The organism is Sulfitobacter sp. PR48, from assembly GCF_028807335.1.
Lineage (GTDB): Bacteria > Pseudomonadota > Alphaproteobacteria > Rhodobacterales > Rhodobacteraceae > Sulfitobacter.
The window spans coordinates 215,046-229,773 of the sequence record NZ_JARAMM010000002.1; the positions used below are offsets into that span (position 1 = coordinate 215,046).

Here is a 14,728-nt window from a genome sequence, read left to right on the forward strand (position 1 = left end):
GAGGATGCCATGAGACATCTCACTTTTGCTGCTTTAGCGACACTTGCCGCAACCGCCGCGCAGGCCGAGACGCCTGTGCTGACAGTCTATGCCGGCGATTATTTCACATCCGAATGGGGCCCCGGCCCGGTCATCGAGGCGGAATTTGAAAAGATCTGCGATTGCGATCTGCAATTCTCGACCGGCGATCTGCTGCCGCGCCTGCTGCTGGAGGGCAAGCGGACCAAGGCAGATGTGGTGATCGGCCTGACCTCGGACGTGACGGCCAAGGCGCGGGCAACCGGGCTTTTTGCGCCGCACGGTCAGGACAACAGCGCGCTGACGCTGCCGATCGAATGGACGGATGATGTGTTCCTGCCCTTCAACTACGGGCATACCGCCTTTGTCTTTGATGACACGCGCATGGAAAACCCGCCCGCGACCTTCGACGATCTGCTGAACATGCCTGATGACGTCAAGATCGTGATCCAGGACCCGCGCACATCCATTTCCGGCCTCGCGCTGGTGCTGTGGGTCGAGGCGGTTTATGGCGACAAGGCGCAGGAAGCCTGGGGCAAGCTGGCACCGAAAATCCTGACGGTGACGAAGGATTGGTCGACCTCCTACGGGATGTTCACCGATGGTGAGGCGGACATGGTGCTGAGCTATACCACTTCGCCCGCCTATCACATGTTTGCCGAGGAAGACTTTACCAAACATGCCGCGCTCTTTCCGGAGGGGCATTATTTCATGGTCGAAACCGTGGCCAAGGTGGCAGATACGGATGTGCCGGAACTGGCGGATCAGTTCATGGGCTTCGTGATGTCCGAAACCTTCCAGAAACTGATCCCGGCCGCCAACTGGTCGCTGCCCTCGGCCCTGCCGCAGGACCAGTGGCCGGACGGCTGGGCCAAGCTGGATCTGCCGGAAAAGGTGCTGTTCTACGATGAGACCGAAGCCGCCGCCGTGCAGGAGAAAGCGATCGAGGCATGGCGCAGCGCGCTGACCCAGTAACGCGCATTGCGGGCATGACCGCCGCCGGTTTGACGGTGGCGGTTGTGCTGGCGGCCTGTGTCGGGATTGTCTCGCGTGCGGAACCGGGGGGATTTGGCCCCGGCGACGGTGCCGCGATCCGGTTCACGGTCATGCAAGCGCTGCTGTCTGCCGGGTTTTCCGTTGTGCTGGCGGTGCCGCTTGCGCGGGCACTGGCGCGGCGGCAGTTCTTCGGGCATGGCATGTTGGTGATGCTGCTGGGGGTGCCCTTTATCCTGCCGGTGATTGTCGCCGTGATCGGCTTGCTGGCGGTGTTTGGCCGGAATGGCATGCTGAATACCGTGCTTGGTGCCATGGGCCTGCCGGAACTGTCGATCTATGGGTTGCACGGTGTGGTGCTGGCGCATGTCTTTTTCAACCTGCCCCTCGCCACGCGGCTGCTGCTGCAGGGGTGGCAATCCATCCCGGCAGAGCGATTCCGGCTGGTGGCGCAGCTTGATCTGAGCCCCCGCGCCGTGGCGCGAACGCTGGAATGGCCGCTGCTGCGCCAGGTCGTGCCGGGGGCCTTTGCGCTGATCTTTGTCATCTGCCTGACCAGTTTTGCCGTGGCGCTGACCCTGGGCGGGGGGCCAAGGGCCACAACCATCGAACTCGCCATCTATCAGACCTTCCGCTACGATTTCGACCTGACGCGCGCGGCGTTGCTGTCGCTGGTTCAGCTGGTTGTTGCCGGCGGCGCGGCGATGGTGGCGCTGTGGTTCATCCCTTCTGTGGGCATTGGCGGCGGGCTGGACCGGGTGCCGCGCCGGTGGGATGCGCGCGGCGGCATCCAGCGCTGGGGCGATGTTGCATTGATCCTGCTGGGCGCGGCCTTTCTGCTTCTGCCACTGGGGGCAGTTGTGCTGAGGGGCGTTGCCGGGCTGCCGATGATGCCGACTTCGGTCTGGCAGGCGGCGGGGGCGTCACTGGGCGTGGCCATGCTGAGCATCGTGGTTTTGCTGGCGCTGGCACTGCCCATGGCGGGCTGGATCGCCGGCAGGGCGTCAGGTGGGGTGGAGGCCATCGGCCTGTTTGGCCTGTCCGCCTCGCCGCTGATGATCGGGACGGGGTGGTTCATCCTGCTCAACCCGGTGGTGGACCCGGTGGCATTGGCGCTGCCGGTGACGGCGCTGGTGAATGCACTGATGGCCTTGCCCTTTGCGCTGCGGATCCTGGTGCCGCGCCTGCGGGACACGTTGCGTGAATACGGCCGGTTGAGTGCTTCGCTGCAGATGCGTGGCTGGTCGCTCTGGCGTTGGGTGATCCTGCCGCGCCTGCGGCCTCAGGTCGGCTTTGCGGCGGGGCTGACGGGGGCGCTGTCGATCGGGGATCTGGGCGTGATTGCGCTTTTTGCCGATCCGGACCGCGCCACCTTGCCTTTGCAGATGTACCGACTGATGGGGTCCTACCAGATGCAGGCGGCCGCCGGCGCGGCGGTGCTGCTGCTGGTCATGGCGCTGGGCGTGTTCTGGATTTGCGACAGGGGAGGGCGCTGGCATGCTGCGGATTGAGAAGGTGGAAATCACGCTGGGCAGTTTTCGGCTGTCCGCTGACATGACGCTTGAGCAGGGTCGGAAATATGCGGTGATCGGCCCTTCGGGCGCGGGAAAATCGACGCTGCTGGGGGCGCTGGGCGGGTTCGTGCCGCTGACGGCAGGGCGGTTGATCTGGCAGGGGCAGGACATCACGCAAGCGGCCCCGGGCGCACGGCCCATGACGATGTTGTTTCAGGACAACAACCTGTTTCCGCACCTGAGCGTGACGCAGAATGTCGGGTTGGGGATCAACCCCGATATGCGGCTGAGCGCGGAGGACCGCAGCCGGGTGACGCAGGCGCTGGAGCGGGTGGGGCTGAGCGCATATGCGGACAAGCGGCCCGGCGCGCTGTCCGGCGGGCAGCAGGGCCGTGTAGCGCTGGCGCGCGTGCTGGTGCAGGCACGGCCGCTTCTGTTGCTGGACGAACCCTTTGCTGCCTTGGGACCGGCGCTGCGCAACGAGATGCTGGATCTGGTGCAGGACCTTGTGGCGGAAACGGGGGCGGCACTGATCATGGTGACCCATGCGCCCGATGATGTGCGCCGGATCGCGGATGAGGTGATCTTTGTCGCGGGCGGCGTGGCAGAGGCACCGCAACCGGCGGCGGCACTGATGGACAACCCGCCGCCGGAATTGAGGGATTACCTGGGCTGAAGGTGCCGGAATTTTCGAAAATTCCGGTCCGATCTTTTCAAAAAGATCGGGTTACGCCGGGATCGGTTCCAGGGCCTCAAGCATGCCCAGCGCCGCTTTTGCGGCTTCTTTTCCCTTGAGCACGAAGTGGTCCCGATAGATGGCATTGTGATGTGCGGTTTCCTGATACTGGTGCGGTGTCAGGGACACGGACAGCACAGGCACACCGGTTTCAAGCCCCACGCGCATCAGCCCGTCCACCACCGCAGCGGCGACAAAGTCGTGCCGGTAGATGCCACCATCCACGACGAAGGCGGCACAGGCGATGGCGGCATAGCGGTCCTGCCGGGCCAGTTTCTGCGCCATGAGCGGCATTTCGAACGCGCCGGGCACGTCGAAGACATCGACCCGGTCGGCGGGAATGATTTCGGTAAAGCCGTCAAGCGCGCGGTCCACGATATCGGCGTGCCACGCAGCTTTGACAAAGGCGAAGCGGGCGGGGCGTTGATAGCCAAGTGTCATATGTGATCTCCTTCTGGTCCAGACACGTCCACCCAAGGCGATCACGACAACAACAGGGGCTGGTGGCCCCCTTGCCTTCGCATTCTCTTCCATCCGGACTGTGACCGTCGGCTCTGGACTTTGACCAGATCTGCTGACCCGGTGCCGCCCGAAGGTGGCACCGGCGCTCGCGGGCTCGGGATTGCTCCCCTACCGCCGGTGGGGAATTTCGCCCCGCCCTGAGAATAGGCTTATGTTGCCAAGCCGCAGAATTGTCTGCAAGTAGGAATCGTTGCGTGACGAAGGGGAATACGATGCATCCGAATCCGGTTTTCCATGATGCCGATACCGACCGGAATATCGCCTTTGCGCGGGACAGGGGATTTGGTGTTCTGGCGGCGCAGGGGGAAGGTGCCCCGATGCTCAGCCATGTGCCCTTTCTGATCAGCGAGGATGGCGCGCTGGTTGAGCTGCATCTGGTGCGTTCGAACCCGATTGCCCGCGCGCTCAAGACCCCGCTTGACGTGACAATCGCCGTTTCCGGGGGCGATTCATATGTCTCGCCCGATTGGTATGGTGTGCCCGATCAGGTGCCGACGTGGAATTACGTCGCCATCCATCTGACCGGAACGCTGGAGGTTCGGCCCGCCGGCGAGCTGCGCGATCTTCTGGACCGTCAGTCGGCAGCCTATGAAGAGCGTCTGCTTCCCAAGGCACCCTGGAAAACGGACAAGATGACGCCGGAGGTCATGGATAAGCTCATGCGGATGATCGTGCCGTGCCGGATGCAGATCACCGGCGTGGACGGCACCTGGAAACTGAGCCAGAACAAGCCCGATGCGGTGCGTGAGGCGGCGGCGGAGCATTTGGCAGGCTATGGATTCGGCAGTGAGGTGGAGGTGCTGGCCGCGCAGATGCGGGCAGACCGCAACAAATAGCGCGCCGCAGGTCATTGCCTGTCACCACAGCGCCTGTGATACTGCCCCAAAGCGACAGGAGATCCGCCATGAAACTCGCCTATTCACCCACTTCGCCCTATGTCCGCAAGGTTATGGTTTTGCTGCATGAAACCGGTCAGCTTGACGATGTCGCGCTGGAAACCATGCACACCACGCCGGTCGAGCCGGACAGCGCGCTCTTGCCGCAGAACCCGCTGGGGAAGGTGCCCGCGCTGGAGCGTCCGGAGGGGCCGACGCTGTACGACAGCCGGGTGATCTGCGCTTATCTGGATGATCGCGCGGGCGGCAAGCTTTATGGCACCGGATCGCGGCATTGGGATACCTTGACCCTTGAGGCAACGGCGGACGGTATTCTGGATGCAGCGCTTTTGATGGTCTATGAAGGCCGGCTTCGGCCTGAAAACGCGCAGATGCCCGAGTGGATCGAAGCGCAGTGGAACAAGGTTGACCGGGCGCTGACCGCGTTGAATGCCCGCTGGATGAGCCATCTGAGCGGCCCGCTGGACATGGGCCAGATCGCGGTCGCCTGCGCTTTGGGTTATGTGGAGTTTCGTCATGCTGCGCGCGGCTGGCGGCGCGGCAAGGATGCGCTTTCGGAGTGGTTCAACGGGTTCGAATCGCGTCCTTCGATGCAGGCAACCAGGCCGCCTGAGGCCTGAATCGGCGGCATTGGCAGGAATAATTCCCTGCCTGCGACGGTTTGCGCGCCTTTGCCATCTGGACGGACGCGCGCCAGCCCGCTAGACAGCGCGATGAAGTCAGGGGGCTGAACCGCCCCCGGTATGTCCAATGGCCTCTGTGCCAAGAAGTGGAGTAGAGCCGTGTCCAACGCAGAAGATCACGCAGGCACCCGGAGGGATTTCCTGTATTACGCAACCGCTGGCACAGGTGCCGTCGCCGTTGGCGCGGCTGTCTGGCCTCTGGTGAACCAGATGAACCCCTCTGCCGATGTTCTGGCGCTGTCGTCTATCCGCGTTGATGTGAGCGGGATCGCAGAAGGAACGCAGCTGACAGTCAAATGGCTGGGCAAGCCCGTGTTCATCCGTCGGCGCACCGAGAAAGAGATTGAAGAGGCACGTGCCGTCAATGTCAGCGACCTGCCGGATCAGAATGCCGAAAACGCGAATATTGCGGCGAATGCGCCTGCAACCGACGAAAACCGCGCGCTGGACGAAACCGGCGAATGGCTGGTCATGATGGGTGTTTGTACGCACCTTGGCTGCGTGCCCCTGGGCAATGCCGGTGATTTCGACGGCTGGTTCTGCCCGTGCCACGGATCGCATTACGACACTGCCGGACGCATCCGCAAAGGGCCCGCACCGCGCAACCTGCCGGTGCCCGTCGCCGAATTCGTGGACGCGTCCACGATCAAACTGGGTTAAGGGAGAACTCGATGTCTGGAATTCCTCACGACCACTACGAGCCGAAGTCCGGCGCAGAAAAGTGGCTTGCCCGCCGCCTGCCCGTTGTTGGTCTGCTCTATGACACATTGATGATCCCCACGCCCAAGAACCTGAACTGGATGTGGATCTGGGGCATCGTCCTGACCTTCTGCCTGGCGTTGCAGATTGTCACCGGCATCGTGCTGGTCATGCACTATACACCGCATGTCGATCTGGCGTTCAGCTCGGTCGAGCACATCATGCGCGACGTGAACGGCGGCTATATGCTGCGCTACCTGCATGCGAACGGCGCCTCGCTGTTCTTTGTAGCTGTCTATGCGCATATTTTCCGGGGGCTCTACTATGGCTCCTACAAGGCCCCGCGCGAGATCACCTGGATCATCGGCATGCTGATCTATCTGCTGATGATGGCCACCGGCTTCATGGGTTATGTGCTGCCCTGGGGGCAAATGTCCTTCTGGGGCGCGACAGTGATCACCGGCCTGTTCGGCGCGATTCCCTTTGTGGGCGAGTCGCTGCAGACCTTCCTGCTGGGCGGACCTGCCGTGGACAATGCCACGCTGAACCGCTTCTTCTCGCTGCACTACCTGCTGCCCTTCGTGATTGCGGGCCTCGTGATCGTGCACATCTGGGCCTTCCACTCCACCGGCAACAACAACCCCACGGGTGTTGAAGTGCGCCGCGGGTCCAAGGAAGAGGCGCAGAAGGACACGCTGCCGTTCTGGCCCTATTTCGTGATCAAGGACCTCTTCGCACTTGCGGTGATTCTGGCGGTGTTCTTTGCCATCGTCGGCTTCATGCCCAACTACCTGGGCCACCCCGATAACTATATCGAGGCGAACCCGCTGGCGACGCCTGCGCATATCGTTCCTGAATGGTACTTCCTGCCGTTCTACGCGATCCTGCGGGCCTTTACCTCTGACGTCTGGGTTGTGCAAATCGCGTCCTTCGTGACCGGTGGCATCATCGACGCCAAGTTCTTTGGCGTGCTGGCGATGTTCGGTGCAATCGCGGTGATGGCACTGGTGCCGTGGCTGGACACATCCAGCGTCCGTTCCGGCCGCTATCGTCCGATGTTCAAGTGGTGGTTCGCGCTGCTGGTGATCGATTTCTTTGCCCTGATGTGGCTGGGGGCGATGCCTGCGGAAGAACCCTATGCGTCCTTCTCGCTGATCGCATCGGCATACTGGTTCGCGTACTTCCTGGTGATCCTGCCGCTGCTTGGCGTGATCGAGAAACCGCTGCCGCAACCGGCGACGATCGAAGAAGACTTCGACGCCCATTACGCGCCCAAGGCCGGTGGCTCGAAAGCCGCTGCGAAACCGGCGCAATGACGGAGATGACAATGATCAAGAAACTGACCCTCTCCGCCCTTGTGGCACTTGGCCTTGGCACCACCGGTGCCCTGGCCGCCGGCGGCGAAGCCCATGTCGAGGATTTCGACTTTTCCTTCGAAGGGCCTTTTGGCGCCTATGACGTGAACCAGTTGCAGCGCGGCCTGCAGATCTACACGGAAATCTGTTCGGCCTGTCACGGGCTGAAATTCGTCCCGATCCGCACACTTGCGGACGACGGCGGACCCAGCATGCCCGAAGATCAGGTGCGCGAATACGCCAAGCAGTTCGAAGTGTTCGACCCGGAACTGGATGATTTCCGCGAAGCGACTCCGGTGGATCACTTCCCGGCCTCGTCTTTGGACAATGCGCCCGACCTGTCGCTGATGGCCAAGAAGCGCGCCGGTTTCCATGGTCCTTACGGTCTTGGCATCAACCAGTTCTTCAAAGGGATTGGCGGGCCGGAGTACATCGCTTCCCTGCTGACCGGATACGAGGAAGCGCCGGATTGCGCACCCGAGGATTTCCCCGGTTCCTACAACAAGGTGTTCGCCGCAGGCGGTATCCCCGATTCCTGCCGTGATGAAGAAGGTCATTCGACCGTCACGGGCAGCTGGATTGCCATGGCACCGCCGCTGGCGGGTGATGACGTGGAGTTCGCGGACGGTCACGAAGCAGACGTCCATCACGAAGCCATGGATGTGGCGGCCTTCCTGATGTGGACGGCAGAACCCAAGATGATGGCCCGTAAACAGGCCGGTTTTGCGGGTGTGATCTTCCTGACCCTGCTGGCGGTTCTTCTGTACCTGACGAACAAGCGTCTCTGGGCTTCGGTCAAATACAAGCGCGAAGACTGATCCAGCGCGCGGCGACTTGCTAAAAAGCCCTCCCGACTGTTGCGGTCGGGAGGGCTTTTGCTTTCCGGGGGCCCTCATAATGGGTGAGGTGCCCGGAAAACGGGGACAGATACAATACCGGAGCCGGGTCAGTGGCACAGACCACCCTTGGGCAGATACGCACGGCTTAGCCGCCCTCTCTGCAACCTGATCCAGAACTTTTCTAACTTTGCCCTGCAATGCGCCGATGAATAAGGCGATCGAGGAACCAGAGCAGCGTCGTTACTATGGTTCCAACCTAAATCTTGACGTAACGGCAGTCTGTGATCTGGGTCACACAAGCTGAAAAAGTTGGATTCTAGGTCGTGTTGACATTCATTTTCGCCCACCCGCGCGAGACGGATTTTGCCGCTGGTGCCCTGATGTGAGCGCGGCAATGTGATCATTGGAAGCGAACATCCGGGATGGCAGAGGCAAAATCCGCCGCGCCCCGCAGGGGTTTCGCCAAAATTGCCCATTTCTGCGTTAAGAGAGCTTGAAATAGCTGGCTATTCCTGCGCTCTCTTGCCTGGAACTGAGCAATTTTGGACTGAAACGGGTGGGCGACAATGAATGTCAACACGACCTAGATTTCGTTGATATCGGCGAGGTCTCTCAGCGCGTCGCGATTCAACAGGCGCAGCCCGCCACGGGAGGCGCTGACAATGCCACTGCGTCCCCATCTCGAAAGGATCTTTGAAACCGCTTCGCGGCTCGCGCCCGCGAATTCGGCCAGCTCTGTCTGGGACAGGATCAGCAATGGTTCGGGATCAGAGATATGGGAGGTCAGATGCAGGACCTTCTTGGCCAGGCGGGCGGGCAGGGGCAGGAAGACCTGTTCTGACAGCTGATAGCCCATCCAGCGCATCCGCTTTCCGGCAAGCCGCAGCATGTCGATCCCGAAATCGGGAGAGCGTTGCAAGGCCGTCATCGCATCGGCATTGCGGATGCCCAGAACACGGGATTGCTCCAGCGCGGTGACAGTTGCCGTGCGCGGGCCGGGGTCGAAGAGGGCAATCTCTCCGAAGACCGCGCCAGGGTGCATCACATCCAGCGAGAGTTTGCGCCCCCCCACCGAAATAACGCTGAATTCCAGCGCGCCTTCAAGGATCGCAAAGAGGGTATCGCCGGGGTCTCCATGCTCGAACAGGACCTCACCGGCGCGCAGGGTTGTTTCCGTCGCGAGCGCGGCCATCGTCTCCCTGAGTGCCGGGGAGGCCTCTGCCAGAAAACCGCAATCAAATAGATGTTGATCTTTCATATGCCCCCGCCGCCTTTGCGGGGAAACTACAGCAATTCAATCAGAAATTGTACTGAAAGTCGCGGGGCGATTGCCAATTCAGGCGATCAGCGCGTTCCGAGATTTTCCGGTTACTTTGGCCGTGACAATCGCGCCCTCGACCTGCGGCGTATCGAAATGGACTTCGGTGAATTGTTCGGTGCGGCCCATGGTCGGGCTTTCCATCAGGATATGGTGGGTCTGGCCGACTTGCTGTTGCAAATGGCGCTGGACCTGCGCCTCACCAGCGGCACGCAGGCGGGCGGCGCGCTCCTTGATCGTGCGGCCGTTGACCGCCGGCATCCGCGCAGCCGGGGTGCCGGGGCGGGCGGAATAAGGAAAGACATGCAGCCATGTCAGATCGCATTCATCAACCATGCGCAGGGCATTGTCGAACATCGCTTCCGTTTCGGTCGGAAAGCCCGCGATGATATCTGCGCCAAAGGTCATGTCAGGGCGCAGCCTGCGCGCCTCGTTGCAGAAAGCGATGGCGTCATCGCGCAGGTGCCGCCGTTTCATCCGTTTCAGGATCATGTCATCGCCATGTTGCAGGCTGAGGTGCAGATGGGGCATCAGGCGGGGTTCGGTCGCGATGGCGGCCATCAGGTTGTCATCCACCTCGATGGAATCGATGGAACTGATCCTGAGGCGCGGCAGATCCGGGACCAGCCTGAGGATGCGCATGACCAGATCGCCCAGACGCGGTGCCGCCGGAAGGTCCGCGCCCCATGAGGTCAGGTCGACGCCGGTCAGAACCACCTCGTTGAACCCCTTGTCCACCAGCCGCTTGATCTGATCCACGACGACCCCTGCCGGGACGGAACGTGAATTGCCCCGGCCATAGGGAATGATGCAAAAGGTACAGCGATGGTCGCAGCCGTTCTGCACCTGCACATAGGCGCGACTGCGAGTCCCGAATCCGTCGATCAGGTGCCCGGCAGTTTCAGTCACGGACATGATGTCGTCGACCTGAACCGATTCCGTCTCTCCGATGAAGTCCGCAGCGAGGCCCTGCCAGGTGCCCGGCTGCATTTTTTCGGTGTTGCCGATGACTGCATCAACCTCGGCCATGCTGGCAAAGGTATCGGGTTCGGTTTGGGCCGCACATCCGGTGACGATCAGACGGGCATCGGGATGGGCCTTGCGCAGCTTGCGGATGTCCTGGCGCGCCTTGCGCACAGCCTCTGCCGTGACAGCGCAGGTGTTGACCACAACGGCATTGGCCAGACCGGCCTGTCCGGCAAGGTCCTTCATCGCCTCAACTTCATAGGCGTTCAGGCGGCAGCCGTGGTTGGAAAAGACCGGGGCGTTCATGCGATGCTGTCCAGGAATGCGGATGTCAGGGTGCCGGAAAAGACATGTACGGTCGGGCCGGTCATCCACACGCCGTCCTCGCGCCAGTCTATGTGCAGGGTGCCACCGTCGAGGTCGATCTGCACCTTGCGTCCCGTCAGGCCGCGCCGCGCTGCGGCGACCGCACAGGCGCAGGAGGATGAGCCGGAGGCCCATGTCACCCCCACACCGCGTTCCCAGACCCGCATGCGGATGTGGTCCGGCCCCACCACCTGCGCGACCTGCACATTGGTGCGTTGCGGATAAAGCGGGTGGTGTTCTATCGCCGGGCCGAAAGTTTCAAGCTCAACCGCGCCAGCATCCTCGACAAAGAAGGTGCAATGCGGGTTGCCCATACCGGTCGCTGTCGGCGCGCCGTCTATGGGCAAGGCCAGCGTGTCCATCTCCTGCGCCAGCGGCACCTCGTGCCACAGCAGTTGCGGCTGGCCCATGTTGACCGATGTGATGCCGCCACCCTGATCCTCGGCGTAAAGATCGCCGCGGTCGGTTGTCAGGTGCAGGCGGGCTTCACCCGTTTCATCCATCAGATAGCGGGCGATACAGCGTGTCGCGTTGCCGCAGGCCGCCGATAGCGATCCGTCGGCATTGTAAAAGGTCAGATGCGCGTCGCCGGTTCCTTTGGAAATCACGGCAAGCTGGTCAAAGCCGACGCCGAAATGGCGATCTCCGATGGCTTTTGCCATGCCGGGCGTCATCTGAGTTGCCAGCGTGCGCGCGTCGACAACAACGAAATCGTTGCCAAGCCCGTGCATTTTCATGAAGGGCAAACCGGATGTCGTATCATTGCACATTTCGCGCATATAACCCCGCCTGCCTGACTAATCCAGCGGACAGCTGAAGAATCGTGGATTAAGGGCTTGACCCCCCTCGCTCACCTTTCTAGATACGCGTCCTAGTGGGCCGTTAGCTCAGTTGGTAGAGCAACTGACTTTTAATCAGTAGGTCGTTGGTTCGAACCCAACACGGCTCACCACTTTTCACAAATTATCCTTTCCCTGTTTGGGTTTGGTGCCGGATTTGACGAACCTCTCCGGAAGGTTCGCCAAATTGCGTGCGCCATTGGGGCAGGCGATCAGTTTCGCGGCGGCGGAATCGGCGATGCCTTCCCGGCCAGCCTCCCCGAGGGCAAAGCTGATCACGCCTGACTTAGCTGTTGGGCCGTACACGGGCCGCGGTCTTGTTGGCGAAGGCTTCGAGACGCGCGCGCGCGGCCGACTGGGTGTTGACGATTCCGCCCACGAAGGCTTCGGCAAAGGCGGCGTCCAGACCGGACATGTTGTTCATGTGGCTGACTGCCGAGCAGATCGCGAAGTTCGTCAGCGGCAGATTCTGCGCGACCTTTTCCGCCAGTTCCATCGCCTTGGCAAAGCTGCCCCCGTCTTCGGTGATATATTGCGCCAGACCCAGATCGACGGATTCTTGCCCCTGGTAGACGCGCCCGGTCAGGATCATGTCGATCATCCGGTACTTGCCGATCATGTCCGACACCCGGATCGTTGCGCCGCCGCCGGTAAAGATCCCGCGCTGGCCTTCGGGAAGGGCAAAATAGGTGCCCGGGTCGATCACCCGCACATGGGCGGCGCTGGCCAGTTCCAGCCCGCCGCCGACAACCGCGCCCTGCAGCGCGGCAATGATCGGCACGCCGCCATATTCCATCTTGTTGAAGGCCTCGTGCCAGCGCAGGCAGACATGCATGAAATCATCGGGGCTGCGGTCGGCCTTCCAATGTTCGACCAGATCGAGACCGGCGCAGAAGTGATCGCCCTCTCCGGCCAGCAATACGGCCCTGACGCCCGCCATCCGCGCGCCGCTGAAGAAGCGGATCAGTTCCTCGATCGTGGCCACGTCCAGAGCGTTGCGTTTGGAAGGGCGGTTCAGCGTCACGACATACAAGCCGTTGTCACGCGCGGAAATGGCGAGGCGTTCGTAGGTATCGGGGTTCACGACATCATTCATCGGTTGGTTCCTTTTGTGGGATTAATAAGGGAAAGTCGCGTCCAGCAGGCTGGGCGCGCCCAGCAGGATGCGGGTTTGTTCGGTGGTGCATTCGGGCAGAATGTGCCGGGCAAAGAACAGGGCAGTCGCGATCTTCCGGGTCATGAACGCGCTGTCCTGTCCGGCGGCGCGCGCGGCATGCGCCGCAAGGGCGCCCTTGCCAAGCATCCAGCCCGCCGCCAATGTGCCCGACAGCATCAGGAAGGGGACAGAGCCGGCAAAGGCCCTGTCGATGTTCTTGCGGCTGTTTTCCAGCATCCAGTCCAACGCGGTTTCATATGCACTGCGCGCCTGTGCGAGGCTTGTGCCGATCGCCCGAGCCGAGGCGTCACCGCCGGCAAGCTGCGCTTCGGTTCGCGCAATCCGGCTGGCGAAAAGACGGGCTGTCGCCCCCCCGTCCCGCATCACCTTGCGCCCCAGAAGGTCATTGGCCTGAATGGCCGTGGTGCCCTCGTAAATCGGCAGAATGCGGGCGTCGCGGTAGTGCTGCGCGGCCCCTGTTTCCTCGATGAATCCCATGCCGCCGTGGATTTGCACACCCAGGGACGCGACCTCGACCGCGCGTTCCGAACAAAAGCCCTTGATCAGCGGGACCATGAATTCGGCCAGGGCGCGTGCCTCGGGGTCATCCCCATGATGCGCGACATCCAGCAGCCCCGCAGTCGCGGCCGCCATCGCCCGTCCGCCTTCGGTCAGGCTGCGCATCCGCAGGAGCATGCGGCGCACGTCCGGGTGGTCGATGATCGGGACGGCGTCTTTGCCCAGACCGTTCACCGGGCGGCTTTGTACCCGGCCCCGCGCATAGGCCAGCGCGCGCTGATAGGCCCGGTCGGAAATCGCAACGCCCTGCACCCCCACCGAAAACCGCGCCGCGTTCATCATGATGAACATGTGCTCCAGCCCGCAGTTTTCCTGGCCGATCAGAAACCCGGTGGCGTCATCGTAATCCAGCACGGCCGTCGGGCTGGCATGCACGCCCAGTTTATGTTCGATGCTCACACAGCTGACTGCGTTCTCGGCCCCCGGTGTTCCGTCCGTTTCCACCAGTTTCTGCGGCACGATGAACAGGCTCAGCCCCTTGGGCCCGGCTGGTGCATCCGGTATGCGCGCCAGCACGAGGTGAATGATGTTCTCGGTCAGATCATGGGCGCCATAGGTGATGAAAATCTTGGTGCCGGTGATGCCAAAGCTGCCATCTGCGCGCCGTACCGCCTTTGTCGTTACCCGGCCCAGATCGCTGCCTGCCTGCGGTTCGGTCAGGTTCATCGTGCCGGACCAGCGCCCTGCGATCAGCGGCCCGAGGTAGGTGGCTTTCTGTTCGTCCGAGCCGGTCAGCAACAGGGCCTCGATCGCCCCGTCGGTCAGGAGCGGGCAGAGGCCAAAGCTCATGTCGGCGGCATTCAGCATCTCGACCGCTGCCGCGCCAACCACGCGCGGCAGCCCGACGCCGCCATGTTCCACCGGGTGGATCAGCGCCTGCCAGCCCATCTCGACAAACTGCGCATAGGCCCGGGCGTGGCCTTCGGGCATGGTCACACGGCCCTTGTCAAACCGGGCGCCCAGCCTGTCCCCGACCTGGGACAAGGGCGCGACCTGTTCGGTGCAGAACCGGGCATAGCCGTCCAGCGCGGCGCCGATATCGGACAGTTCGCAATCGGAATATACATCCAGCGCGGACAGGTTTTCCCAGTGGGACAGATGTTCGATGCAAAACATCAAATCCTGCAGGGGCGGCTGATAGGGCATGACTGGCTCTCCGGCAGCGACTATGGTTTCCCGTCATCTAACCGCTGCTTTCCTTGCCAATAAGCTCATCTTTTGCCAAGTTCTTATCCGATCACGCCATTCA

Annotated in this window: 15 protein-coding genes, 1 tRNA gene and 1 riboswitch; of the genes, 9 read left to right on the forward strand and 7 right to left on the reverse strand. The window is 62.1% G+C overall.

Going from position 1 to position 14,728, the window contains the following annotated elements:
• Positions 1-9 precede the first annotated feature (9 nt).
• From PVW51_RS03745 to PVW51_RS03755, 3 genes are read left to right on the forward strand one after another with little or no spacing between them, the layout of a single operon-like run.
• Complete coding sequence (locus tag PVW51_RS03745; RefSeq protein WP_274573659.1) at positions 10-993, forward strand: thiamine ABC transporter substrate-binding protein; 984 nt, start codon at positions 10-12, stop codon at positions 991-993.
• Entirely contained in the window at positions 969-2,522 is a 1,554-nt protein-coding gene (locus PVW51_RS03750; protein WP_274573660.1) for a thiamine/thiamine pyrophosphate ABC transporter permease ThiP, read from the forward strand. Before PVW51_RS03745 ends, PVW51_RS03750 begins: the two co-directional genes overlap by 25 nt.
• Positions 2,509-3,201 (forward strand): thiamine ABC transporter ATP-binding protein, encoded by a 693-nt coding sequence (locus tag PVW51_RS03755; RefSeq protein WP_274573661.1) that lies wholly within the window; start codon positions 2,509-2,511, stop codon positions 3,199-3,201. The genes PVW51_RS03750 and PVW51_RS03755 overlap by 14 nt, the downstream gene beginning before the upstream one ends.
• A 51-nt stretch (positions 3,202-3,252) precedes the next feature.
• Here PVW51_RS03755 and PVW51_RS03760 read toward each other — a convergent pair whose 3' ends face one another.
• Entirely contained in the window at positions 3,253-3,702 is a 450-nt protein-coding gene (locus PVW51_RS03760; RefSeq protein ID WP_269362616.1) for a 6,7-dimethyl-8-ribityllumazine synthase, read from the reverse strand.
• A gap of 77 nt (positions 3,703-3,779) precedes the next feature.
• Positions 3,780-3,932: riboswitch (FMN riboswitch) on the reverse strand.
• Between the two features lie 63 nt (positions 3,933-3,995).
• On the opposite strand from PVW51_RS03760, the gene PVW51_RS03765 reads away from it, so the two are divergent.
• The 5 genes from PVW51_RS03765 (at position 3,996) to PVW51_RS03785 (ending at position 8,234) form a co-directional block, all read left to right on the forward strand.
• A complete protein-coding gene (locus PVW51_RS03765; protein WP_274573662.1) occupies positions 3,996-4,619 on the forward strand; it encodes an FMN-binding negative transcriptional regulator in 624 nt (207 codons plus the stop codon).
• Positions 4,620-4,687: 68 nt separating this feature from the next.
• The gene (locus PVW51_RS03770) at positions 4,688-5,299 is read left to right on the forward strand and encodes a glutathione S-transferase (RefSeq protein ID WP_274573663.1); all 612 of its coding nucleotides are present in this window, start codon (positions 4,688-4,690) and stop codon (positions 5,297-5,299) included.
• Positions 5,300-5,461: 162 nt separating this feature from the next.
• Positions 5,462-6,022, forward strand: coding sequence for a ubiquinol-cytochrome c reductase iron-sulfur subunit (gene petA, locus PVW51_RS03775; protein ID WP_269362619.1), 561 nt, complete (start codon positions 5,462-5,464; stop codon positions 6,020-6,022).
• Positions 6,023-6,033: 11 nt separating this feature from the next.
• Positions 6,034-7,377: a cytochrome b gene (petB, locus tag PVW51_RS03780; protein WP_269362621.1), complete on the forward strand. Its 1,344-nt coding sequence runs from the start codon at positions 6,034-6,036 to the stop codon at positions 7,375-7,377.
• A 5-nt stretch (positions 7,378-7,382) separates the two neighbouring features.
• Entirely contained in the window at positions 7,383-8,234 is an 852-nt protein-coding gene (locus tag PVW51_RS03785) for a cytochrome c1 (protein ID WP_114274420.1), read from the forward strand.
• Between the two features lie 604 nt (positions 8,235-8,838).
• On the opposite strand, the gene PVW51_RS03790 is transcribed toward PVW51_RS03785, so the two are convergent.
• The 3 genes from PVW51_RS03790 to dapF form a co-directional block, all read right to left on the reverse strand.
• The gene (locus PVW51_RS03790; protein ID WP_274573664.1) at positions 8,839-9,513 is read right to left on the reverse strand and encodes a Crp/Fnr family transcriptional regulator; all 675 of its coding nucleotides are present in this window, start codon (positions 9,511-9,513) and stop codon (positions 8,839-8,841) included.
• A 78-nt stretch (positions 9,514-9,591) separates the two neighbouring features.
• A complete protein-coding gene (gene mtaB / locus PVW51_RS03795; RefSeq protein ID WP_269362625.1) occupies positions 9,592-10,845 on the reverse strand; it encodes a tRNA (N(6)-L-threonylcarbamoyladenosine(37)-C(2))-methylthiotransferase MtaB in 1,254 nt (417 codons plus the stop codon).
• Positions 10,842-11,675: a diaminopimelate epimerase gene (gene dapF, locus PVW51_RS03800; protein WP_274573777.1), complete on the reverse strand. Its 834-nt coding sequence runs from the start codon at positions 11,673-11,675 to the stop codon at positions 10,842-10,844. The genes mtaB and dapF overlap by 4 nt, the downstream gene beginning before the upstream one ends.
• A 106-nt stretch (positions 11,676-11,781) precedes the next feature.
• Between dapF and PVW51_RS03805 the strand changes: the two genes are divergently transcribed.
• Positions 11,782-11,857: transfer RNA gene (locus PVW51_RS03805), tRNA-Lys, on the forward strand.
• Between the two features lie 4 nt (positions 11,858-11,861).
• On the opposite strand, the gene PVW51_RS03810 is transcribed toward PVW51_RS03805, so the two are convergent.
• From PVW51_RS03810 to PVW51_RS03820, 3 genes are read right to left on the reverse strand one after another with little or no spacing between them, the layout of a single operon-like run.
• A complete protein-coding gene (locus PVW51_RS03810) occupies positions 11,862-12,023 on the reverse strand; it encodes a hypothetical protein (protein ID WP_274573665.1) in 162 nt (53 codons plus the stop codon).
• A gap of 7 nt (positions 12,024-12,030) precedes the next feature.
• A complete protein-coding gene (gene dmdD, locus PVW51_RS03815; RefSeq protein ID WP_274573666.1) occupies positions 12,031-12,840 on the reverse strand; it encodes a methylthioacryloyl-CoA hydratase in 810 nt (269 codons plus the stop codon).
• 21 nt (positions 12,841-12,861) lie between these two features.
• Positions 12,862-14,625: an acyl-CoA dehydrogenase gene (locus PVW51_RS03820; RefSeq protein ID WP_274573667.1), complete on the reverse strand. Its 1,764-nt coding sequence runs from the start codon at positions 14,623-14,625 to the stop codon at positions 12,862-12,864.
• Positions 14,626-14,728 lie beyond the last annotated feature (103 nt).